Source organism: Streptomyces sp. NPDC056224 (genome assembly GCF_042267665.1).
In the GTDB taxonomy this organism is placed as follows: Bacteria; Actinomycetota; Actinomycetes; order Streptomycetales; family Streptomycetaceae; genus Streptomyces.
Window position 1 is genome coordinate 46,104 of the sequence record NZ_JBHJTK010000020.1, and the last position, 21,207, is coordinate 67,310.

At 72.4% G+C, this 21,207-nt stretch carries 20 protein-coding genes and 1 other RNA gene; 16 read left to right on the top strand and 5 right to left on the bottom strand.

The window, feature by feature from the left end; genetic code table 11:
- Positions 1–48 precede the first annotated feature (48 nt).
- Complete coding sequence (locus tag ACFCZ1_RS22585; protein ID WP_376680074.1) at positions 49–240, bottom strand: hypothetical protein; 192 nt, start codon at positions 238–240, stop codon at positions 49–51.
- Positions 241–463: 223 nt separating this feature from the next.
- Here ACFCZ1_RS22585 and ftsE point away from each other — a divergent pair, with 223 nt between their 5' ends.
- The 5 genes from ftsE (at position 464) to ssrA (ending at position 4,371) form a co-directional block, all read left to right on the top strand.
- On the top strand, positions 464–1,153 hold the full coding sequence (gene ftsE / locus ACFCZ1_RS22590) for a cell division ATP-binding protein FtsE (protein WP_328925968.1): 690 nt from the start codon (positions 464–466) through the stop codon (positions 1,151–1,153).
- Between the two features lie 17 nt (positions 1,154–1,170).
- A complete protein-coding gene (gene ftsX / locus ACFCZ1_RS22595) occupies positions 1,171–2,136 on the top strand; it encodes a permease-like cell division protein FtsX (RefSeq protein WP_362392190.1) in 966 nt (321 codons plus the stop codon).
- 67 nt (positions 2,137–2,203) lie between these two features.
- Positions 2,204–3,394 (top strand): S41 family peptidase, encoded by a 1,191-nt coding sequence (locus ACFCZ1_RS22600; protein WP_376680075.1) that lies wholly within the window; start codon positions 2,204–2,206, stop codon positions 3,392–3,394.
- An 18-nt stretch (positions 3,395–3,412) separates the two neighbouring features.
- Positions 3,413–3,898, top strand: a complete 486-nt coding sequence (smpB, locus tag ACFCZ1_RS22605) for an SsrA-binding protein SmpB (RefSeq protein WP_376680076.1) — start codon at positions 3,413–3,415, stop codon at positions 3,896–3,898.
- Between the two features lie 84 nt (positions 3,899–3,982).
- Positions 3,983–4,371, top strand: a transfer-messenger RNA (tmRNA) gene (gene ssrA / locus ACFCZ1_RS22610).
- 57 nt (positions 4,372–4,428) lie between these two features.
- On the opposite strand, the gene ACFCZ1_RS22615 is transcribed toward ssrA, so the two are convergent.
- From ACFCZ1_RS22615 to ACFCZ1_RS22625, 3 genes are read right to left on the bottom strand one after another with little or no spacing between them, the layout of a single operon-like run.
- Positions 4,429–4,686, bottom strand: a complete 258-nt coding sequence (locus tag ACFCZ1_RS22615) for a Txe/YoeB family addiction module toxin (RefSeq protein WP_376680077.1) — start codon at positions 4,684–4,686, stop codon at positions 4,429–4,431.
- Positions 4,683–4,958, bottom strand: coding sequence for a type II toxin-antitoxin system Phd/YefM family antitoxin (locus ACFCZ1_RS22620; RefSeq protein ID WP_376680078.1), 276 nt, complete (start codon positions 4,956–4,958; stop codon positions 4,683–4,685). Before ACFCZ1_RS22620 ends, ACFCZ1_RS22615 begins: the two co-directional genes overlap by 4 nt.
- Positions 4,949–6,250, bottom strand: a complete 1,302-nt coding sequence (locus ACFCZ1_RS22625) for an MFS transporter (protein WP_376680079.1) — start codon at positions 6,248–6,250, stop codon at positions 4,949–4,951. The genes ACFCZ1_RS22620 and ACFCZ1_RS22625 overlap by 10 nt, the downstream gene beginning before the upstream one ends.
- A gap of 84 nt (positions 6,251–6,334) precedes the next feature.
- Here ACFCZ1_RS22625 and ACFCZ1_RS22630 point away from each other — a divergent pair, with 84 nt between their 5' ends.
- The 8 genes from ACFCZ1_RS22630 to ACFCZ1_RS22665 all read left to right on the top strand — a co-directional run bounded on the left by ACFCZ1_RS22630 (position 6,335) and on the right by ACFCZ1_RS22665 (position 16,462).
- Positions 6,335–7,300 carry a LysR family transcriptional regulator gene (locus tag ACFCZ1_RS22630; RefSeq protein ID WP_376680080.1) on the top strand — a complete coding sequence of 322 codons (966 nt, stop codon included), beginning with the start codon at positions 6,335–6,337 and terminating at the stop codon, positions 7,298–7,300.
- A gap of 97 nt (positions 7,301–7,397) precedes the next feature.
- Positions 7,398–8,768: a nitrate/nitrite transporter gene (locus ACFCZ1_RS22635; RefSeq protein ID WP_376680081.1), complete on the top strand. Its 1,371-nt coding sequence runs from the start codon at positions 7,398–7,400 to the stop codon at positions 8,766–8,768.
- Between the two features lie 111 nt (positions 8,769–8,879).
- Positions 8,880–10,031, top strand: a complete 1,152-nt coding sequence (locus tag ACFCZ1_RS22640) for a uroporphyrinogen-III synthase (protein WP_376680082.1) — start codon at positions 8,880–8,882, stop codon at positions 10,029–10,031.
- A gap of 104 nt (positions 10,032–10,135) precedes the next feature.
- On the top strand, positions 10,136–10,684 hold the full coding sequence (locus tag ACFCZ1_RS22645; protein WP_376680083.1) for a GNAT family N-acetyltransferase: 549 nt from the start codon (positions 10,136–10,138) through the stop codon (positions 10,682–10,684).
- 311 nt (positions 10,685–10,995) lie between these two features.
- On the top strand, positions 10,996–11,541 hold the full coding sequence (locus ACFCZ1_RS22650) for a CGNR zinc finger domain-containing protein (RefSeq protein WP_376680084.1): 546 nt from the start codon (positions 10,996–10,998) through the stop codon (positions 11,539–11,541).
- Positions 11,542–11,634: 93 nt separating this feature from the next.
- A complete protein-coding gene (locus ACFCZ1_RS22655) occupies positions 11,635–13,941 on the top strand; it encodes a HelD family protein (RefSeq protein ID WP_376680085.1) in 2,307 nt (768 codons plus the stop codon).
- A 438-nt stretch (positions 13,942–14,379) separates the two neighbouring features.
- The gene (locus ACFCZ1_RS22660) at positions 14,380–15,783 is read left to right on the top strand and encodes an NAD-dependent malic enzyme (protein WP_376680086.1); all 1,404 of its coding nucleotides are present in this window, start codon (positions 14,380–14,382) and stop codon (positions 15,781–15,783) included.
- A gap of 397 nt (positions 15,784–16,180) precedes the next feature.
- A complete protein-coding gene (locus ACFCZ1_RS22665) occupies positions 16,181–16,462 on the top strand; it encodes an HU family DNA-binding protein (protein WP_007264399.1) in 282 nt (93 codons plus the stop codon).
- Between the two features lie 306 nt (positions 16,463–16,768).
- On the opposite strand, the gene murA is transcribed toward ACFCZ1_RS22665, so the two are convergent.
- Positions 16,769–18,112 carry a UDP-N-acetylglucosamine 1-carboxyvinyltransferase gene (murA, locus tag ACFCZ1_RS22670; protein WP_376680087.1) on the bottom strand — a complete coding sequence of 448 codons (1,344 nt, stop codon included), beginning with the start codon at positions 18,110–18,112 and terminating at the stop codon, positions 16,769–16,771.
- Between the two features lie 263 nt (positions 18,113–18,375).
- On the opposite strand from murA, the gene ACFCZ1_RS22675 reads away from it, so the two are divergent.
- The 3 genes from ACFCZ1_RS22675 (at position 18,376) to ACFCZ1_RS22685 (ending at position 21,086) form a co-directional block, all read left to right on the top strand.
- Positions 18,376–18,936, top strand: a complete 561-nt coding sequence (locus tag ACFCZ1_RS22675) for a YqgE/AlgH family protein (RefSeq protein WP_376680088.1) — start codon at positions 18,376–18,378, stop codon at positions 18,934–18,936.
- Between the two features lie 28 nt (positions 18,937–18,964).
- Positions 18,965–19,246 carry a DUF3039 domain-containing protein gene (locus tag ACFCZ1_RS22680; RefSeq protein WP_328925954.1) on the top strand — a complete coding sequence of 94 codons (282 nt, stop codon included), beginning with the start codon at positions 18,965–18,967 and terminating at the stop codon, positions 19,244–19,246.
- A gap of 145 nt (positions 19,247–19,391) precedes the next feature.
- Positions 19,392–21,086, top strand: a complete 1,695-nt coding sequence (locus tag ACFCZ1_RS22685) for a beta-N-acetylhexosaminidase (protein WP_376680089.1) — start codon at positions 19,392–19,394, stop codon at positions 21,084–21,086.
- The last annotated feature ends 121 nt before the right edge of the window (positions 21,087–21,207 follow it).

The following is a 21,207-nucleotide window of genomic DNA, read 5'->3' on the forward strand; positions in this document are numbered from 1 at the left end:
CCGGGCCCTTCGTCATACTCCATCAGGCATCCGTCGTGATCGGTACGCCTACGCGGTCTGCTGGGCCACCACGACCAGAGCGGCCACGAGAACCACCATGAGGACGATGAGCGCCACGGGGTTCAGTCCGGAGAAGGGGCCCTCCTGCTGGAGGCGCTCCCGGTTCGCCCGGCACACAGGGCAGCGGCCCTGGCTGACGGGTGCGGCGCAGTTCGCGCACACGAGCCGGTCATATGTCATGCGCTCCTCCTCTCGTCCCCTCGTACAACGCTGGGGGGAACGAGACCGTTCCCCCCACCACTGTGCCAGCTCCGCCGACATTCGGCGCGGCCCGTCCGGGCAATCGCGGTCCCAACCCTCCCGGACCAGGGGATAAAAGGGGCAAGTCAGGATGCCGGGTCCCCACCTCGCGCCCGTTCGCGTATGGTCACGCACACCTACTCCCGGCGACCGTGGTGCACCCGTGATCCGTTTCGACAGCGTCTCCAAGTCCTACCCGAAGCAGAGCCGTCCCGCACTCAGGGACGTCTCCCTCGACATCGCGAAGGGCGAGTTCGTCTTCCTGGTCGGCTCCTCCGGCTCGGGCAAGTCCACCTTCCTTCGGCTCATCCTCCGCGAGGAGCGGGCGAGCCACGGCCAGGTGCACGTCCTGGGCAAGGACCTCGCCAAACTCTCCAACTGGAAGGTCCCGCAGATGCGGCGCCAGCTGGGGACCGTGTTCCAGGACTTCCGCCTGCTGCCCAACAAGACGGTGGCCGAGAACGTCGCCTTCGCCCAGGAGGTGATCGGCAAGCCGAGGGGCGAGATCCGCAAGGCCGTCCCGCAGGTCCTGGAGCTGGTGGGCCTCGGCGGCAAGGAAGAGCGGATGCCCGGCGAGCTCTCCGGCGGTGAGCAGCAGCGCGTGGCCATCGCCCGCGCCTTCGTCAACCGCCCCGCACTGCTGATCGCGGACGAGCCCACCGGCAACCTCGACCCGCAGACCTCCGTCGGGATCATGAAGCTGCTGGACCGGATCAACCGGACCGGCACCACCGTGATCATGGCGACGCACGACCAGCAGATCGTCGACCAGATGCGCAAGCGCGTCATCGAACTCGAACAGGGCCGACTCGTGCGCGACCAGTCGCGCGGCGTCTACGGCTACCAGCACTGAAAGGTCCCTGAGACGCAATGCGCGCCCAGTTCGTCATGTCGGAGATCGGCGTCGGTCTCCGTCGCAATCTCACCATGACCTTCGCGGTCATCATCTCCGTGGCCCTGTCGCTGGCCCTGTTCGGCGGCTCCCTGCTCATGCGCGAGCAGGTCAGCAGCATGAAGGGCTACTGGTACGACAAGGCCAACGTCTCGATCTACCTCTGCAACAAGCAGGACGCCGAGCAGGCGACCGAGGCCGCCAACAAGGCGGCCGGGTCGGCGGGCGACCTGGGGGTCGCCACCTGCCGCAAGGGTGCGGTGACCGACGAGCAGAAGAAGCAGATCGAGTCCGAGCTCAAGCAGATGTCCCTGGTCAAGTCCGTCGCCCACGAGTCGGCGGACGAGGCGTACAAGCACTACCAGGAGCAGTACGGGCACACGGCGCTGGCCTCCTCCATCACGCCCGACCAGATGCAGGAGTCCTTCCGGGTCAAGCTCAACGACCCGGAGAAGTACAAGGTCGTCACCTCCGCCTTCGTCGGGCGGGACGGCATCCACACCGTCGACGACCAGCGCCAGTCGCTGGAGGCCCTCTTCGGGCTCCTCAACTCCGTCAACATCGCCGCGCTCGGCATCATGCTGATCATGCTGATCGTGGCCCTGCTGCTGATCGTCAACACCGTGCGCGTCTCGGCGTTCAGCCGGAGGCGGGAAACGGGGATCATGCGGCTGGTGGGTGCCTCCAGCTTCTACATCCAGTTCCCCTTCATCATGGAGGCGGCCGTCGCCGGCCTCATCGGCGCGGTCCTCGCCTGCGGCATGCTCGTCTCCGGCCAGTACTTCGTGATCGACCACGGCTTCGCACTGCGGGACCGGATGGAGCTCATCGACTTCCTGGGCTGGGGAGCGATGATCGGCAAGCTGCCGTACGTGCTCTTCATCGGGCTCCTGATGCCTTCCCTGGCGGCCTTCCTGGCGTTGCGCAAGTACCTGAAGGTGTGACAAGCGCCCCGCGAGCGGTCCGGTCAACCATCCGTACCGGCGCGGGGCTTGTCCTAGACTCGGCGCCATGCCGGGTCCCCCCGCCCTCTGTCTCCGGCCCCGCGACCTGCGTCGCGGGGCCGTCTTGACGTTGGTCTTCCTCGCGGCCGTCGCCGCCGCCGTGAGCACGGGCTGCTGGGACCGCGAGAACGCACCCGCCGCACCCGCCGCCCTCGCCGCCCCCACCGGGGCCGCCGCGCCCGAGAAGCCCCGCGCCACGGGCACAGCCGACCGCGAGGCCGTGGCGCGCGCCGCCGCCGAGGCGGTCGCCGAGGGGAAGTCCGGCAAGAAGGCCGCCCAGGATGTGGTCAGCCGCAGCGGCGACCGCTGGGGCACCGTCTACGACCAGGGTGAGTACGCCGCCTTCGCCGAGGGCCTCGACGGCCGCTGGACCGGCGTCGGGCTCTGGGCCGACCGCGGCCGTGACGGCCTGATCAAGGTCGACAAGGTCCAGCCCGGCAGCCCCGCCGCGCGGGCCGGCCTGCGCGCCGGGGACCGGCTGCTGAACGTCGACGGGCACGCCGTCACCGGCCTGCCCGTCACCGAGGTCGTCGCCCTGCTGCGCGGCGAGGCCGGCACCCCCGTGGTGCTGAACCTGAGCCGCGACGGCGTCGGCCTCACCGAGACCGTGCGCCGCGAGCAGCTGCGCACCGAGCCGGTGACGGTACGGCAGATCGCGGGCGGGATCACCGTCATCAAGGTGGTCTCCTTCACCCGTGGCTCGGGCGAACGCGTCAAGGCCGCCGTCCGCGAGGCCCCGCCCGGCGCCGGGGTCATGCTCGACCTGCGCGGCAATCCGGGCGGGCTGGTCGCCGAGGCGGTGACGGCCGCCTCCGCCTTCCTGGACGGCGGGCTGGTGGCGACCTACGACGTACGGGGCGACGAGCGCGCCCTGTACGCGGAGCCGGGCGGCGACACGGCCCGGCCGCTGGTGGCGCTGGTCGACGGCGGCACGATGAGCGCGGCCGAGCTGGTGACGGGCGCCCTGCAGGACCGCGGCCGGGCCCTGGCCGTGGGCAGCCGGACCTTCGGCAAGGGCTCGGTGCAGATGCCCACCGAGCTGCCCGACGGTTCGGTGGCCGAGCTGACGGTGGGCACGTACCGCACGCCGGGGGGCCGCAGCCTGGACGGCAGCGGCATCACCCCGGACGTGGCGGTGGGCGACGGGGCCGAGGAACGGGCCGCCAAGGTATTGGGTGGCCGCGAGGTGGGTCCTTAGTGCGAAAATGACCGCACTATGGCTAAGGAAAAAGGGCGCAAGCTGATCGCCCAGAACAAGAAGGCGCGGCACGACTACACGATCCTGGACACCTTCGAGTGCGGTCTCGTGCTCACGGGCACCGAGGTCAAGTCCATGCGCCAGGGCCGGGCCTCGCTGGTGGACGGCTTCGTGTCGGTGGAGGGCCGCGAGGCCTGGCTGTACAACGTGCACGTGCCGGAGTACAGCCAGGGCACCTGGACGAACCACAGCGCCCGCCGCAAGCGCAAGCTCCTCATGCACCGGGAGGAGATCGACAAGCTGGAGCGGAAGGCGGACGAGTCGGGTCACACGATCGTGCCCCTGTCCCTGTACTTCAAGGACGGCCGCGCGAAGGTCGAGATCGCGCTGGCGAAGGGCAAGAAGGAGTACGACAAGCGGCAGACGCTGCGGGAGAAGCAGGACACCCGCGAGACGAACCGCGCGATCTCGGCGGTCCGCCGCAAGCAGCGCGGCACTGTTTAACCTCCTGGCACGCGGCGGTCCACTTCGCGTACCATGGCGTCAGCACCACCCCCTCGGGGGCGGAGCAGCTTGTTAAAAAAACATGGGGATGATCGGTTTCGACAGCGGATGTCGATGCAGGGGAAGCGAGCCGAGGAAGCGGCAATGATCTCGCTAACCACATGTCGCAAACAATAATCGCCAACTCCAAGAGCGATAACTCCCGCTTCACCCTCGCTGCCTAATAACAGTGAGCTGAAGCCTCTGTGAGGAGCGTCAGCCCGGAAGTGGTCCCGGTCCGGATCCTGGCGTCAATTAGGGATCTAAACCTCTAGCCCCGGTCACGGGGGTTGGAGGGAAATCAAACAGTGACTGAGCCCGTCGGAGACTTGTCCGTGTGATCTCCGGGGCCGAGAAAAGCGCAGCGGACTGCGCTCGGAGAAGCCCTGCTTCTGCACCGTTGGACGCGGGTTCGATTCCCGCCATCTCCACTCATCCCATGTGGGCAAAGGCCCCGCGGCCTCACGGCTGCGGGGCCTTTGTCATGCCGGTCAGTAGTGGTAGCGGGCCTTGAGGATCTTCACTTCCTTGTCGTCCGCCCGGTACACAAGTCGGTGTTCGTCGTCGATGCGGCGGGACCAGTAGCCCGACAGGTCCCCCTTCAGCGACTCGGGCTTGCCGATCCCCGTGAAGGGGTCGCGCTGGATCTCGCCGATCAGGCGGGTGATCCGGCGGGCCATCTTCCGGTCCGACGAGAGCCAGAACAGGAAGTCCTCCCAGGCCGCGGGGTCGAGGTGGACGCTCCTCACCCCTCGCCCCCGGTCAGCTCCCTCAGGTCGTCCAGGGTCCTGGTGACGGTGGCGCCGCCCTCACGGTCGCGCGCGACGGCCTCCATCAACCGCTGGGCATTGGCGGGGGAGCGCAGCAGGTAGACGGTCTCCTGCCAGGAGTCGTAGTCGTCGGCGGACATGAGGACGGCGTCGCCGTTCTTGGAGGTGATGCGCACCGGGTCGTGGTCGGTGTTGACGCGCTCGATCAGGGGGAACAGGGTCGCCCTGGCCTCGCTGGCGCTTATGGACATGGTTGGCCCCTCTCGGACTGATGCTGGTACGAGTTTACGGTACGGGACCGGTACCGGAAACTCGTACGAGTCATCGTGCCGGCTGCGCCGGCCAGCAGGGCGGCCGCCGCGGGCAGGAGGTAGGCCGCCGACGGGCCGAGGTGGTCGACGGTCAGGCCCGCCACGGCCGAGCCGGCCGAGATGCCCGCGAAGATGGCGGTGACCGCGAGGGTCATGCCCTCGTTGAGGCGGCCCTCGGGGGTGCGGGCGTGGACGCGGGACATCGCCGTGACCATCACCGGGGCGGTGGCCATGCCCGCCAGGAGCAGGGCGAGGGCCAGCAGCGGGACGGAGCCGGTGGCCGCCGCCGCCCAGGGGAGGGCCATCGCGACGCCCAGGGCGGTCAGGCAGGTCCGCAGGCCGCGCGGGCGCAGGGCGCCGTAGAGCAGTCCGGCCGCGCAGGAGCCCGCCGCCTGGAGCCCCAGGACCAGGCCGGACGCGGCGCCCAGGCCCGCGGCGTCGAGGTAGGCGATCGAGCTGACCTCCATCGAGCCGAAGACCAGGCCCAGGCAGAGGAAGAGGACCGGCAGCGGGCCCAGGGCGCGCAGCGGTGAACCGCGCCGGGCCGCCGCGCCGGTCACCGGGGGCTCCGTGGCCCGCTGGGCGGTGAAGAGCAGCATCCCGGCGAGGAACAGGGCCGCGCCGGTGAGGGTGCCCGCCTCGGGGAAGACGGCGGTGCAGAGGAAGGCCGCGAGGACCGGGCCGAGCATGAAGCACAGCTCGTCGGCGGCCTGTTCGAAGGACATCGCCGTGTGGTGCGAGGCGGGGGAGTCGCGCAGCAGGTGCGTCCAGCGGGCGCGGGACATGCCGCCGATGTTGGGGGTGGTGGCGGTCGCGGCGTACGAGGCGAAGAGCGTCCAGGCCGGGGCCTGCGTACGGACGCACACGATCAGGGCGAGGGAGCCGAGGACCGCGATCAGGGTGGCCGGGAGGGCGATCCGGGCCTGGCCGTGGCGGTCGACCAGCCGGGCCGTCCAGGGCGCCACCAGCGCCGTGGCGGCCAGCCCGGTCGCCACGACCGCGCCGGCGAGGGCGTACGAGCCGCGCTGGCCGGCGATCATCATGACCGCGCTGACTCCGAACATGCCCATGGGGAGGCGTGCCAGGAGGTTCCCGGCGGTGAAGGCGCGGGTGCCGGGCAGGGCGAACAGGCGGTGGTAGGGGCTCGGCGTGCGGGCGCTCCGGCTCCGCGGGGCGGGGGCGATGACGAGGGTGGAGCCGGTCACGGTCATCAACGGGGTGGTCTGCGGCATGATCCAAGGCTCCGGCCGGGACCGCGGTGTCGTCCAACACCTGTTCGCGTGCCATTCACCCGTTCCTGTTGTTAGTCTCCCCGGGTGATCCCCCGTGATGTGGACCCCCGGCTCCTGCGCGGGTTCGTCGCGGCCGCCGAGGAGTTGCACTTCACCCGCGCCGCCGCCCGCCTCTACGTCGCCCAGCAGGCCCTCAGCCGTGACGTCAGGCGGCTCGAACAGGCCCTGGGCGCGAGCCTGTTCGTACGGACCACCCGCCAGGTGGAGCTCACCCCCGACGGGGAGCGGCTGCTGCCGCTGGCCCGGCGGGTGCTGCGCGCGCAGGAGGAGCTGGCCGCCGCCTTCACCGCCCCCAGGGCGCTGCTCGTCGATCTGAACACCGACGGTCCCAGCACCGGGCGCGCGGTGCTGGAACGGGCCCGCGAACTCGCCCCGGACTGTGAGCTGATGGCCCGCTTCGAGAGCGGGCTCACCCACGCCGCCGCCGAGATCGCGGCCGGCCGGCTCGACGTCGCCTTCGGGTACGCCGACGGGCTGGCCCCGGCGCTGCGGGCGCGGCTCGCGCAGGCGCCCGTACGGTACGAGCCGCTGGCCGTGCTGCTGCCCGAGGGGCACGCCCTGGCCGCGCTGACCGCCGTACGCCTGGACGCGCTGGCCGGGGAGACCGTGTACGCGGGGGCCGGGAACCCGCGGACCGTGGAGTGGACGGGGCTCGCCCGCGAGCTGTTCGCCGGGCGCGGGATCGAGATGGCGCCGCCCGCCCCCGTGGCCATGGGCAAGGAGGAGTTCGGCCGGGTGATGGCCAAGACCGGCAATCCGGTGCTGGCGACGGTGGACTTCCTCGACATGCCCGGCTGCGTGAAGCGGCCGCTGACCGACCCCGTCCCGCTGTCGCCGCTGTCCATGGTGTGGCGCAGGGGCTTCGCCCACCCCGGGCTGGACGCCCTGCGCGCCGCTGCCGCCGAGCTGGCGGCGGAGAGGGGCTGGCTGGATCCGCCGGCGGGCAGCTGGACCCCGGCGCGGCTCACACACGGCCCCGGCGGCGGGTGAGAGCAAGGTTTCCCGGCGGTCATCAGGCGGGGACCGAGGCCGAAACGCACCGTTCCTACGGTCGTCACCACGGACGCGACAGCTGTGGAGGCGTGTGATGACCGGTACGACCGCACCGCGCAAGGGGGGCCGCTGGATCGAGCGGTGGGAACCCGAGGACGAGACGTTCTGGAAGGAGACGGGGGAGCGGGTCGCCCGCCGCAACCTCCTCTACTCCGTGCTCTCCGAGCACATCGGGTTCTCCATCTGGTCCCTGTGGTCCGTGATGGTCCTGTTCATGGGGCCGCAGTACGGGATCGACCCGGCCGGGAAGTTCTTCCTCATCGGGACGGCGACCCTGGTCGGCGCCCTGGTCCGGGTGCCCTACACCTTCGCCGTCGCCCGCTTCGGCGGCCGGAACTGGACCGTCGTCAGCGCCCTGCTGCTGCTCGCGCCGACCGTGGCCGCGCTGGTGGTCATGGAGCCCGGGACCTCGTACGGCACCTTCCTCGCCGTGGCCGCCCTGACCGGCGTCGGCGGCGGGAACTTCGCTTCGTCGATGACGAACATCAACGCCTTCTTCCCGCTGCGCAAGAAGGGCTGGGCGCTCGGGCTGAACGCGGGCGGCGGGAACATCGGCGTCCCCGTCGTGCAGCTCGCCGCGCTGCTGGTCATCGCCACCGCCGGGGCCGGGCACCCGCGGCTGCTGCTCGTCGTGTACATCCCGCTGATCGTGGCCGCCGCGGCGCTCGCGGCGCTGCGGATGGACAACCTGGCGCCCGTGCGCAACGACACCGGCGCCGTGCGCGAGGCGGTCCGCGAACCGCACACCTGGATCATGGCCTTCCTCTACATCGGCACCTTCGGGTCCTTCATCGGCTACAGCTTCGCCTTCGGGCTGGTGCTCCAGACGCAGTTCGGCCGCACCCCGCTCCAGGCGGCCTCGCTGACCTTCATCGGGCCGCTGCTCGGCTCCCTGATCAGGCCGGTGGGCGGGGCCCTGGCGGACCGGTTCGGCGGCGCGCGGATCACCCTGGCCACCTTCGTGGCGATGGCCGCCGCGACCGGGGTCGTCATCCTGGCCTCCGTACGGGAATCACTGCCGGTGTTCCTGGTCGGTTTCGTGGCGCTGTTCGCGCTGAGCGGCCTCGGCAACGGGTCGACGTACAAGATGATCCCCGGGATCTTCCAGGCCCAGGCGCTGGCCCGGGGCATGAGCGGCGAGGACGCGGCCGCGTACGGGCGGCGGCTGTCCGGGGCCGCCATGGGGCTGATCGGCGCGGTGGGGGCGCTCGGCGGGCTCGGCATCAACCTCGTCTTCCGGGGGGCGTTCCAGAGCTCCGGGTCGGGCACGGCAGCCTTCGTGACCTTCCTCGGCTTCTACGCGGTGTGCTGCACGGTCATGTGGGCGGTATACCTTCGCCGGCCGGCCGCGGTGGCCGTCCCGGACGCAGGGGTGGCGGCGAAGCCGCAGCTCACGTCGGTGTAACCCGGCTTTACCGCGGTGAAATACGACGGAACCGAGCCTGACACGCCGACTTGGCAGGCTCGGTTCCGCTCCCGCGACGCGATACCGACCCACTGGGCAAGGCAGGTCACCATGGACGATGACAGGAACACCGGTCCGCTCGCGGGCTTCACGGTCGGGGTGACCGCCGCGCGGCGGGCCGACGAGCTGATCGCCCTGCTGCGCCGGCGCGGGGCCGCCGTGGTGCACGCGCCCGCGCTGCGGATCGTGCCGCTGGCCGACGACAGCGAACTGCTCGCCGCCACCAAGGAGCTGATCGCCTGCGCGCCGGACGCGGTGGTCGCCACCACCGCCATCGGGTTCCGCGGGTGGATCGAGGCCGCCGACGGCTGGGGGGTCGGCGAGGAACTGCTCGCACGGCTGCGGGCCACCGAACTGCTCGCGCGCGGACCGAAGGTGAAGGGCGCCATCCGGGCCGCCGGGCTGGTGGAGGCCTGGTCGCCGGAGTCGGAATCGCTCGCCGAGGTACTGGAACGGCTGCTGTCGGGCGGGGTGGCCGGGCGGCGGATCGCGCTCCAGCTGCACGGGGAGCCGCTGCCCGGCTTCGTCGAGGCGCTGCGGGCCGGCGGGGCCGAGGTGGTGGTGGTCCCGGTGTACCGGTGGATGGCGCCGGAGGACCTCGCACCGCTGGACCGGCTGTTGGACGCGGTGGTCGGCGGCGGGGTGGACGCGGTCAGCTTCACCTCCGCCCCGGCGGCGGCCTCGCTGCTGTCGCGGGCCGAGGAGCGGGGCGTACGGGAGGCCGTGCTGGCGGCCCTGCGGGGCGGGGTGGTGTCGGCGTGCGTGGGGCCGGTGACCGCGCTGCCGCTGCAGGCGCACGGCGTGGACACGGTGCAGCCGGAGCGGTTCCGGCTGGGCCCGCTGGTGCAGTTGCTCTGCAAGGAGCTGCCGGGACGGGCGCGGGTGCTGCCGGTGGCCGGGCACCGCGTGGAGATCCGCGGGCACGCGGTCCTGGTGGACGACGAGCTGCGGCCCGTGCCGCCCGCCGGGATGGCCCTGCTGCGGGCGCTGGCCCGGCGGCCGGGGTGGGTGGTGGCCCGCGGGGAGCTGTTGCGGGCGCTGCCGGGGGCGGGGCGCGACGAACACGCCGTGGAGACGGCGATGGCCCGGCTGAGGGTGGCGCTGGGGGCGCCGAAGCTGATCCAGACCGTGGTCAAGCGGGGGTACCGGCTGTCGCTGGACGCCGGCGGGGAGGTCAAGTACGGGGACGCCCCGCCCGCGTGAGCGCCGGGGGGTGCCCGCCGCGCGTGAGCTCCGCGGGGTGTCCGCCGGGGGGCGGGCCGGGCCGGCGGCGTGACCGGTGAGGAGCACAGCACTAGCCTGCCCGGATGATCATTGACGGGGTGGAGATGAGGGCCCTCGCGCCCGGTGACGCCGCCGGGCTGGCCGGGGCGTTCGCGCGCAACCGCGCGTACATGGCGCCCTTCGAGCCGGTCCGGCCGGAGGACTTCTACACCGAGCGGGGGCAGCGGGCCCGGATCGAGGGCATGCTCGCCGAGCGCGACGCGGGGCGGATGGTTCCGTACGTGCTGGCCGACGCGGCCACGGGCGCGCCGGTCGGCGCGATCAACCTGGGCTCCATCGCGCGCGGGCCGCTGTGCAGCGGAGGCGTCGGCTACTGGGTCGACCGGGCCTGGCACGGCAGGGGCCTGGCCACCGCGGCCCTGGAAGAGGTGTGCCGGGCCGCCCGCGACGACCTGGGCCTGCACCGGGTGGAGGCCGGGACCCTGCTCGACAACGCGGCCTCGCAGCGGGTGCTGCTCAAGGCGGGCTTCGAGCCGTACGGCGTCGCGCCGCGCTACCTCCACATCAACGGGGCCTGGCGGGACCACCGCCTCTTCCAGCGACTGCTGCACGACGACCCGCCGGCGCCCTGAGGGCCGTCCCGTGATCCCCGGCGGGTCGTCGCCGCACGGCGTCCCTCCGCGGTGCACCACATGGCGGAGGGGCGCCCCCGTACCGGGCACATCCGGGCGCATCCGGGCGTTCCGGCGACGCGGCGCGGTGCCGCGGCCGGCCTCCGCGCCCGCCGGGGCCCGCGGGACGGCCCCCAGCCGCCGGGTGGCGCCGGTAGCCGCCGGGGGAGGACGGCCCGGCCCGCCGCGCCATACCCGCACGGGGGGTTCCGCTGTGCGGCGGCTGGGGGCACTCTGGTGGGGCGCCCCCGAGACGCGAGGCGGTGACGGGCATGCGGTTCGACGCCGGGCGGGTCTGCCTGGACCTGGTGGCCGAGGAGATCCGGGACGGCGACGAGCTGCGCCAGTGGCTCGCCGGGGCCGGGCTGGTGCCCGACCGCACGCCGCTCGCCCGGGTGGGCCCCGACTGGGCCGCCGCCTTCCGCGACCTGCGCGGGGATGTGGAGCGCCTCGTACGGGCGGAGCTGGACGGGACGGGTCCCGACGAACAGGCACTCGCCCGGGTCAACGCGCTGGCCGCCGGACCACCCCCGGGCCTGTGTGCCGTAAGGGACCGGGAAGGCCACCTCGTACGGGAGCTGTGCGGCGGCGTGGAGTGCGGGGCGCTGCTCGCGGCCGTCGCCCGGGACGCCGTCGAGCTGCTGACCGACCCCGGCGACCTGGCGCTGTTGCGGGCCTGCGAGGGTGACGGCTGCACCCGGGTCTACCTGGACACTTCCCGTGGGCACCGGCGCCGCTGGTGCTCCAGCGAGGTGTGCGGCAACCGGGAGCGCGTCGCCCGCCACCGTCGGCGGGCGCTGGCCGCGGACTCGGTGTAGGCCCGGCCCCGCCGGTTCCGGAACGGGCGTGCGGACAGGGTGCCGGTTCGCGTACGGTTGACGGTCGCCCATGCACGTCAGAAGGGGGCCTTGGTGGCCGCGCAGAATGCCGCTGTCGACAGCACGGCGGATTCCGTCCGCGATCGGGAGATCGCGGTCGAGCAGACGCATCTCGACCAGGTGTACCGACGCCTTGAGGAGAAGATCCACGAGGCCGAGTTCCTGATGAACGACGCCGCCAAACGCGGTCAGGTGGGCACCCCCGGGGCCCTCGCCGAGCGCGACGCGCAGGTCTTCCGGGCGGGTATCCACCTGAACCGGCTGAACAACGAGTTCGAGGACTTCCTCTTCGGCCGCATCGACCTGGTGCTGGGGAAGGACGGGGAGAAGGGGCCGGACGGCGCCTACACCTCGGTCGAGCCGGCCGACGACGCGATCCGCGAGGACCTCACGGCCGACATCGCCGAGACGCTGCACATCGGCCGCATCGGAGTCCTGGACTCCGACTACGCGCCGCTGGTCATCGACTGGCGCGCGCCGGCCGCCGCGCCGTTCTACCGCTCCACGCCCAAGGACCCCGGGCGCGTCGTGCGCCGGCGCGTCATCCGCTCCAAGGGCCGCAAGGTGCTCGGCGTGGAGGACGACCTGATGCGCCCCGAGGTCACCGCCTTCCTCGGCGGCCAGGAGCTCCCCGCCCTCGGCGACGGCGCCCTGATGGCCGCGCTCGGGCGGGCCCGTACGCACTCCATGCGGGACATCGTCTCCTCCATCCAGGCCGAGCAGGACCTGGTCATCCGGGCCCCCGCCGCCTCGGTCGCCGAGGTCGCCGGCGGACCCGGCACCGGAAAGACGGCCGTCGCCCTGCACCGCGCCGCCTACCTGCTCTACCAGGACCGGCGCCGCTACTCCGGCGGCATCCTGATCGTCTCCCCGACCCCGCTGCTCGTCGCGTACACCGAGGGCGTGCTGCCCTCCCTCGGCGAGGAGGGCCAGGTCGCCATCCGGGCGCTCGGCTCGCTGGTCGACGGCGCCGAGGCGACCACGTACGACGATCCGGCCGTGGCCCGGATCAAGGGCTCCTCGCGGATGCTGAAGGTGCTGCGCAAGGCCGTGCGGGGCGCGCTGGAGCTCGGGGACGCCCCGGACCGGCTGCGCGTCGTGGCCTTCGGCCGCCGCCAGGAGCTGGAGGCCGGCGAGCTGAACCGGATCCGGCAGAACGTGCTCGGCGGCACCGCCCCCGTCAACCTGCTGCGGCCCCGCGCCCGCAAGCTGCTGCTGGACGCCCTGTACGCGAAGTCCGGCGGGGCCGGCCGGCACAGCGACCCGGAGCTGGCGGCCGAGCTGCGCTCCGCCTTCGACGAGGACATCTCCACCGAGGACGCCTTCATCGAGTTCCTGAACGCCTGGTGGCCGGAGCTGACCCCGCGGGGGGTGCTCGCCGCGATGGCCGACGAGCGCAAGCTCGGCCGCTGGTCGCGGCGGGACCTGAACCCGCGCGAGACCCGTCAGCTGGCCCGCTCGCTGCGCCGGATCGGCCCGGACGGCAAGGGCCCCCTCTCCGTGCACGACGTGGCGCTGCTGGACGAGCTTCAGCAGCTGCTCGGCGCGCCCGCGAGGCCCAGGCGCAGGCGGGAGATGGACCCGCTGGACCAGCTCAGCGGGCTGGAGGAGCTGATGCCGACCCGCGAGGAGACCCAGTGGGAGCGGGCCGAGCGGCTCGCGGCGGAGCGCACCGAGTACGCGCACGTCATCGTGGACGAGGCCCAGGACCTGACGCCGATGCAGTGGCGGATGGTGGGCCGCCGGGGCCGGATGGGCACCTGGACGGTGGTCGGCGACCCGGCGCAGTCCTCGTGGACCGACCCGCAGGAGGCGGCCGCGGCCCGCGACGAGGCCCTGGGGTCCCGGCCGCGCCGCCGGTTCACCCTGACCGTGAACTACCGCAACCCGGCCGAGGTCGCCGAGGTCGCGTCCCGGGTGCTGCGGCTGGCGATGCCCGGCATGGAGCCGCCGTCGGCGGTGCGTTCCACGGGCCTGGAGCCCCGTTTCACGGCCGCCGGGGACGATCTCGGCGCTTCGGTGCGGGAGGAGACCCGCAGGCTGCTGGAGCAGGTGGACGGCACCGTCGGCGTGGTCGTGGCCATGGACCGGCGCGCGGAGGCGGCGGGCTGGCTGGCCGACCTGGGGGAGCGGGCCGTGGCGCTCGGCAGCCTGGAGGCCAAGGGCCTGGAGTACGACGCCACGGTGGTCGTCTCCCCGGCGGAGATCGCGGACGAGTCCCCGGCGGGCCTGCGGGTGCTGTACGTGGCGCTGACGCGCGCGACGCAGCAGCTCACGGTGGTCTCGGGCGACCGGGACCGGCCCGGCGCGGACGGGGTGCCGGAACTGCTGCTTCCGTGAGGGTCCGGAGCCGTACGGCCGTATGGCCCGCGGCCAGGAGCGTGGTGGGCAGAACCGGCCGCCGGGAGGGGGACCGTATCCGGCGATCCTTTGTTAGCCTGGTGAAGGCACCGACTCGATCCAAGCCCCCGGGCCCAACCTTCGTCGCTTAGAGCGACCACTTGCCGCGAGGCGAGCATGGCGGGTCGGTGTCATATACGTCCGCATCACCAGGTCCGCGCCCTCCATCCAGTGGGGGGCGCGGACCTGTTTTGTGTGGACCCGCCGTTCCACGGGCATCGGACATCTCGTATGGTGGAAGTGTTCTTCCGAAATTTGTAGCTGGTTACCTTGTACCGGCGGGTAGGTGGGACGATCGGACAACAGGTCCTGCCACGCCCGAGGTGTGCCGGGCCCTGTGCGTACAGCGAAAACCAGGGACAGAAGAGGAACACGGCCATGGCAACGGCGCCCAGCGTCTCGTATTCGATGACGGTCCGTCTGGAAGTGCCCGCGAGCGGAACCGCGGTCTCCCAGCTCACCACCGCCGTGGAGTCCTCCGGTGGCTCGGTCACCGGCCTCGACGTGACCGCCTCCGGCCACGAGAAGCTCCGCATCGACGTCACCATCGCCGCGACCTCCACCGCGCACGCGGACGAGATCGTCGAGAAGCTGCGCGGCATCGAGGGCGTCAGCCTCGGCAAGGTCTCCGACCGAACCTTCCTCATGCACCTCGGCGGCAAGATCGAGATGGCGTCCAAGCACCCCATCCGCAACCGTGACGACCTGTCGATGATCTACACCCCGGGCGTGGCCCGCGTGTGCATGGCGATCGCCGAGAACCCCGAGGACGCGCGCCGCCTCACCATCAAGCGCAACTCCGTCGCAGTCGTGACGGACGGTTCCGCCGTGCTGGGCCTGGGCAACATCGGCCCGATGGCCGCGCTGCCCGTCATGGAGGGCAAGGCGGCCCTCTTCAAGCGCTTCGCCGGCATCGACGCCTGGCCGATCTGCCTCGACACCCAGGACTCCGACGCCATCGTCGAGATCGTCAAGGCCATCGCCCCGGGCTTCGCCGGCATCAACCTGGAGGACATCTCCGCGCCGCGCTGCTTCGAGATCGAGGCCCGGCTGCGCGAGGCCCTCGACATCCCCGTGTTCCACGATGACCAGCACGGCACGGCGATCGTCGTGCTCGCCGCCCTCACCAACGCACTTCGCGTGGTGGGCAAGGCAGTTGGGGACGTCAAGGTGGTCATGTCGGGGGCCGGCGCGGCCGGTACGGCCATCCTCAAGCTGCTCCTCGCGGCGGGCGTCAAGAACGCCGTCAGCGCCGACATCCACGGTGTCGTGCACGCGGGCCGTCCCGACCTCGTCGACGCGGCCCCCGACTCCCCGCTGCGCTGGATCGCCGACAACACCAACCCCGAGGGCTACACGGGCACTCTGAAGGAGGCCGTGGTCGGCGCCGACGTCTTCATCGGCGTCTCGGCCCCGAACGTGCTGTCCGGCGAGGACGTGGCCGCGATGGCGGAGGGCGCGATCGTGTTCGCGCTCGCGAACCCGGACCCCGAGGTGGACCCGGCCGTCGCCCGCCAGACCGCCGCCGTCGTCGCCACGGGCCGCTCCGACTTCCCGAACCAGATCAACAACGTGCTGGTCTTCCCCGGCGTCTTCCGCGGCCTGCTGGACGCCCAGTCGCGGACGGTGAACACCGACATGATGCTGGCCGCCGCGAGCGCCCTGGCGGACGTCGTCGGCGAGGACGAGCTGAACGCGAACTACATCATCCCGTCGGTGTTCAACGACAAGGTCGCGGGTGCGGTGGCGGGCGCCGTCCGCAAGGCCGCCTCGGCGGTGTGACGGCCGTCCGGGCCGCCGACGCGCCCGGCGCCGTGAGGGAGTTGCCGGGGCGCGGAGGCGGCGCTGTGACCGCCCTCACGGACCTCTGATCCCGGCGCGTCGCGTGGCGCGGCCCCGCCGGGCCGCCTCTAGGGTTGCGGGGATGCCCGCGAGGTCCGCGGTCCGCAGCGATGTCTGGGCGAGGACGCGGACGGAGGGTCACCGCGGCGTGACTGTGGCGCTTTTCGTGTGACCCCGGCGGGTGCCGGATTGGCTTTCCCGCCGCTGGTGGGGGCAGGATGCGTAACCGGGCGAGAGGGTCTGACGTTCAGACCCGGGTCCGGGGACTGTCCGAGGGCCCTGGCAGCATCGGCTTCGATCTCACGCCTCTAAGGCAAGTTGAACACGGGAGTACAACATGAACCGCAGTGAGCTGGTGGCCGCTCTGTCCGAGCGCGCCGAGGTGACCCGCAAGGACGCCGACGCCGTTCTGGCCGCGCTCGCCGAGACCGTCGGCGAGATTGTCGCCAAGGGCGACGAGAAGGTCACCATCCCCGGCTTCCTGACCTTCGAGCGCACCCACCGTGCCGCTCGCACCGCGCGCAACCCGCAGACCGGCGACCCCATCCAGATCCCGGCCGGCTACAGCGTGAAGGTCTCCGCGGGCTCCAAGCTCAAGGAAGCCGCCAAGGGCAAGTAGTCCTGCCCCGGCGCCGGAGGCCGCAGAGGCCTCTGGGACGGTGAGGAGTACGCGCGCCGGTCACGTGGACGGCCGCGCAGACGCGTAGAAGCGTGGATACGGCGAAGGGCGGTCACCCCGGACGGGGCGGCCGCCCTTCGGCCTGTCCCCGGCCGCCCTTCGGCCTGCAACGGGCCGCTGTCGGCCCGTTGGGCCGTCCGGGGCCCCCTGGAGACGCTGTGCGCCGCTGTGCGCCCCCCGGGGCCACGAAGAAGCCCCCCGGGGCCCTGGCGGGGCGCGGGGGGCTTCCTGACGGCCGGTTACGGCTCAGACGAGGTCGCCGCCCGGCAGTTCGACCTTCGCGCCGAGCTCGACGAGCTTCTCCATGAAGTTCTCGTAGCCGCGGTTGATCAGGTCGATGCCGTGGACGCGCGAGGTGCCCTCGGCCGCCAGGGCCGCGATCAGGTACGAGAAACCGCCGCGCAGGTCGGGGATGACCAGGTCGGCGCCCTGCAGCTTGGTGGGGCCGGAGACGACCGCCGAGTGCAGGAAGTTGCGCTGGCCGAAGCGGCAGGCCGAGCCGCCCAGGCACTCGCGGTACAGCTGGATGTGAGCACCCATCTGGTTGAGCGCCGAGGTGAACCCGAGCCGGGACTCGTAGACCGTCTCGTGCACGATCGACAGGCCCGAGGCCTGCGTCAGGGCCACCACGAGCGGCTGCTGCCAGTCGGTCTGGAAGCCGGGGTGCACGTCCGTCTCCAGCGCGATGGCGTTGAGCGGGCCGCCGGGGTGCCAGAAGCGGATGCCCTCGTCGTCGATCTCGAACGCCCCGCCGACCCGGCGGAAGGTGTTCAGGAAGGTCATCATCGAGCGCTGCTGGGCGCCGCGCACGTAGATGTTGCCGCCGGTCGCCAGGGCCGCGGAAGCCCAGGAGGCGGCCTCCAGGCGGTCCGGGAGCGCCTTGTGGTTGTAGCCGCTGAGACGGTCGACACCCGTGATCCGGATGGTCCGGTCGGTGTCGACGGAGATGATCGCGCCCATCTTCTGCAGGACGCAGATGAGGTCCTCGATCTCCGGCTCCACCGCGGCGTTGCTGAGCTCGGTGACGCCCTCGGCCAGGACGGCCGTCAGCAGCACCTGCTCGGTCGAGCCGACCGACGGGTACGGGAGGCGGATCTTGCAGCCGCGGAGGCGCTGCGGGGCCTCCAGGTACTGGCCGCCCTCGCGCTTCTCGATGGTCGCGCCGAACTGGCGGAGCACGTCGAAGTGGAAGTCGATCGGCCGGCCGCCGATGTCGCAGCCGCCCAGGCCCGGGATGAAGGCGTGGCCGAGGCGGTGCAGCAGGGGGCCGCAGAACAGGATCGGGATGCGCGACGAGCCCGCGTGGGCGTCGATGTCGGCGACGTTCGCGCTTTCGACGTGAGTGGGGTCGAGAACCAGCTCGCCCGGCTCCTCGCCGGGGCGGACCGTCACCCCGTGCAGCTGGAGCAGACCGCGCACGACCCGGACGTCACGGATGTCGGGAACGTTGCGCAGCCGGCTGGGTCCGCTGCCGAGCAGAGCGGCGACCATGGCCTTGGGCACGAGGTTCTTCGCACCGCGGACTCGGATCTCGCCCTCAAGCGGGGTGCCGCCGTGGACAAGCAGTACATCGTCACTGATGCCGGTCATGAATCTCGCGTTCCGGAGTGGGGTGGGCAGGGGGCCAGAGAAAAGAGTAAGGGCCATCACCCCTTTGTTCGCATGGCTGACGCGGCCATACGACTGTCATGAATTCGGCACAACACCCTCCGTATCCACCTCATGGCGGAGTGTGGCATTCCGGTCGCGCCGCCCGCGCGCCCTCCCTCCTGCTGCCGTGCGCCCTGAACTGCGTGAGACCGGATGCCTCCGCGCGCTCCCCGCGGAAGGCGAATGTGGGGGATCATGGCGGCATGACCGAGGTGTCCTCCCTCACAGGGCGGCTGCTCGTGGCCACCCCCGCCCTCGCGGACCCGAACTTCGACCGCGCGGTGGTGCTGCTGCTCGACCACGACGAGCAGGGCTCGCTCGGCGTTGTCCTCAACCGGCCCACTCCGGTGGGCGTCGGTGACGTCCTGTTGCCGTGGGCGCCCCTGGCCGGAGACCCGGGCGTGGTCTTCCAGGGCGGGCCCGTCGCGCTGGACTCGGCCCTGGGCATCGCGGTCATCCCGGGCGAGGAGGGCCCCCTCGGCTGGCGCCGGGTGCACGGGGCGATCGGCCTGGTCGACCTGGAGGCGCCGCCGGAACTGCTGGCCGCGGCGCTGGGGTCCCTGCGCATCTTCGCCGGATACTCGGGCTGGGGCCCGGGCCAGCTGGAGGAAGAGCTGGGCGACGGAGCCTGGTACGTGGTGGAGTCGGAGCCCGGTGACGTGTCCTTCCCGGACCCGGAGCGGCTGTGGCGGGCGGTGCTGCGCCGCCAGCGCAGCGAACTCGCGATGGTCGCCACCTATCCGGACGACCCGTCGCTGAACTGACGCGCACGGGGATCGGTACCCTGGTGGCATGAGCACTCTTGAGCCCGAGCGCGGGACTGGCACGGGGACCCTCGTAGAGCCGACGCCGCAGGTGTCGCACGGTGACGGCGACCACGAGCGCTTCGCCCACTACGTCCAGAAGGACAAGATCATGGCGAGCGCCCTCGACGGGACCCCCGTCGTCGCGCTCTGCGGCAAGGTCTGGGTACCGGGCCGGGACCCGAAGAAGTACCCGGTCTGCCCCATGTGCAAGGAGATCTACGAGTCCATGGGCCCCGGCGGGGACAAGGACAAGGGCAAGGACAAGTAGGCCCGGCCCTCCGCGGCGGCACGAAGGCCCCCTGGGTACGCACCGGCGTATCCAGGGGGCCTTCGGCGTACTAGGGTCGGCGCGACGAGCACCCTGCGGAACGGGCGTTGCGCAGGGCGCAACAGGCGCTGCGAAGGGCTGACGCATGGACCTGATCCCCGCTCCCAGGGCCGCCGTCTTCCACGGGGACGGTCGCCGCTTCGAGTTCGGGCCCGAGCCGACGCTCGCCGCCGGGCCGGGTGGCGAGGGCGTCGCCCGCTGGCTGCGCCGCGAGCTCGGCGCGGCCACCGGCTGGAGCCTGCCGGCAGCCGGGCCAGGCCGGGCCGCGGACATCCGGCTGCGCGTCGACCCGGAGTGGGGGACGCGGACCGGGGACGGGGCGTGGGGCGGGGCGCCGGGCGGGGCGCCGGACGGGGCGGGCGCGGGGCCCGAGTCGTACGGGATCACCGTCGACGCCGCCGGGGTCCTGCTGGTCGGCGCGAGCGGGGCCGGGCTCTTCTGGGCCGCCCAGACGCTGCGTCAGCTGCTGGGTCCCGGTGCGTACCGCAGGGCCCCGCTGCCCGGGCGCGCGTGGAGCCTGCCGTACGCCGGGATCGAGGACGGTCCCCGGTTCGGGTGGCGCGGGATGATGCTCGACGTCGCCCGGCACTTCACGCCCAAGGACGGGGTGCTGCGGTACATCGACCTGCTCGCCGCGCACAAGCTGAACGTGCTGCACCTGCACCTGACGGACGACCAGGGCTGGCGGGTCGAGATCAAGCGCTACCCGCGGCTGACCGGCGTCGGCGCGTGGCGGGCGCGCAGCCGGCGGGGCCACCGGGCCTCCCCGCTGTGGAACGAGACCCCGCACGGCGGCCACTACACCCAGGACGACATCCGCGAGATCGTCGCGTACGCCGCCGAGCGGCACGTCCGGGTGGTCCCCGAGATCGACGTACCGGGGCATTCGCAGGCCGCGATCGCCGCGTACCCGGAGCTGGGCAATGCGGACGTGGTCGACACCCGGGCGCTGGAGGTCTGGGACGACTGGGGGATCAGTGAGAACGTGCTCGCGCCGACCGAGGCCGTGCTGCGGTTCTACGAGGGGGTCTTCGAGGAGCTGCTGGAGCTGTTCCCCGCCGAGGTCTCGCCCTTCGTCCACATCGGCGGCGACGAGTGCCCCAAGGCCCAGTGGAAGGCCTCCGCGGCGGCCCAGGAGCGGATCCGGGAGCTGGGGGTGGACGGGGAGGACGGGCTGCAGTCCTGGTTCGTCCGGCACTTCGACACCTGGCTCGCCGGGCGCGGGCGGCGGCTGATCGGGTGGGACGAGATCCTGGAGGGCGGGCTCGCGCCCGGGGCGGCCGTCTCCTCGTGGCGGGGGTACGGGGGTGGGATCGCCGCCGCCGAGGCCGGGCACGACGTGGTGATGTGCCCGGAGCAGCACGTCTACCTGGACTACCGCCAGTCGGGCGGCGCCGAGGAGCCGACGCCCATCGCGTACGTGCGCTCACTGGAGGACGTGTACCGGTTCGAGCCGGTTCCGCCGGAGTTGTCGGCGAAGGCGGCCTCGCACGTGCTCGGAGCCCAGGCCAACGTGTGGACCGAGGTGATGGAGGACCAGGGCCGCGTCGACTACCAGGTGTTCCCGCGGCTCGCGGCCTTCGCCGAGGTGGTGTGGTCGCGGCTGCCGGAGCCCCGGGAGCGGGACTTCGCCCGGTTCGAGGCCCGGATGGCGGCGGCTCACTACGCCAGGCTGGACGCGCTGGGGGTCGGCTACCGGCCGCCGGGCGGCCCGCTGCCGTGGCAGAGGCGTCCGGGGGTGGCCGGGCGGCCGGTCGAGGGTGCGCCCCCGAACGTGTGACAACGAGAACGGGAACTCTGGCTGGATTTCTGCCGATACGGGGAAAACGGGCAGTTGGGGGCGGAGACCCGGACCACGCCCGGGAGAGGGATTTCGGCAGCCCGGGCGGCCTTGGGGCGCC

Bases quoted from the DNA above. Each gene is read 5' to 3' on its own strand.
- ACFCZ1_RS22585 (WP_376680074.1), bottom strand. From the start codon at position 240: ATGACATATGACCGGCTCGTGTGCGCGAACTGCGCCGCACCCGTCAGC.
- ftsX (WP_362392190.1), top strand. From the start codon at position 1,171: ATGCGCGCCCAGTTCGTCATGTCGGAGATCGGCGTCGGTCTCCGTCGC.
- ACFCZ1_RS22600 (WP_376680075.1), top strand. From the start codon at position 2,204: ATGCCGGGTCCCCCCGCCCTCTGTCTCCGGCCCCGCGACCTGCGTCGC.
- smpB (WP_376680076.1), top strand. From the start codon at position 3,413: ATGGCTAAGGAAAAAGGGCGCAAGCTGATCGCCCAGAACAAGAAGGCG.
- ACFCZ1_RS22620 (WP_376680078.1), bottom strand. From the start codon at position 4,958: ATGTCCATAAGCGCCAGCGAGGCCAGGGCGACCCTGTTCCCCCTGATC.
- ACFCZ1_RS22625 (WP_376680079.1), bottom strand. From the start codon at position 6,250: ATGCCGCAGACCACCCCGTTGATGACCGTGACCGGCTCCACCCTCGTC.
- ACFCZ1_RS22635 (WP_376680081.1), top strand. From the start codon at position 7,398: ATGACCGGTACGACCGCACCGCGCAAGGGGGGCCGCTGGATCGAGCGG.
- ACFCZ1_RS22640 (WP_376680082.1), top strand. From the start codon at position 8,880: ATGGACGATGACAGGAACACCGGTCCGCTCGCGGGCTTCACGGTCGGG.
- ACFCZ1_RS22645 (WP_376680083.1), top strand. From the start codon at position 10,136: ATGATCATTGACGGGGTGGAGATGAGGGCCCTCGCGCCCGGTGACGCC.
- ACFCZ1_RS22650 (WP_376680084.1), top strand. From the start codon at position 10,996: ATGCGGTTCGACGCCGGGCGGGTCTGCCTGGACCTGGTGGCCGAGGAG.
- ACFCZ1_RS22660 (WP_376680086.1), top strand. From the start codon at position 14,380: ATGGCAACGGCGCCCAGCGTCTCGTATTCGATGACGGTCCGTCTGGAA.
- ACFCZ1_RS22665 (WP_007264399.1), top strand. From the start codon at position 16,181: ATGAACCGCAGTGAGCTGGTGGCCGCTCTGTCCGAGCGCGCCGAGGTG.
- murA (WP_376680087.1), bottom strand. From the start codon at position 18,112: ATGACCGGCATCAGTGACGATGTACTGCTTGTCCACGGCGGCACCCCG.
- ACFCZ1_RS22675 (WP_376680088.1), top strand. From the start codon at position 18,376: ATGACCGAGGTGTCCTCCCTCACAGGGCGGCTGCTCGTGGCCACCCCC.
- ACFCZ1_RS22680 (WP_328925954.1), top strand. From the start codon at position 18,965: ATGAGCACTCTTGAGCCCGAGCGCGGGACTGGCACGGGGACCCTCGTA.
- ACFCZ1_RS22685 (WP_376680089.1), top strand. From the start codon at position 19,392: ATGGACCTGATCCCCGCTCCCAGGGCCGCCGTCTTCCACGGGGACGGT.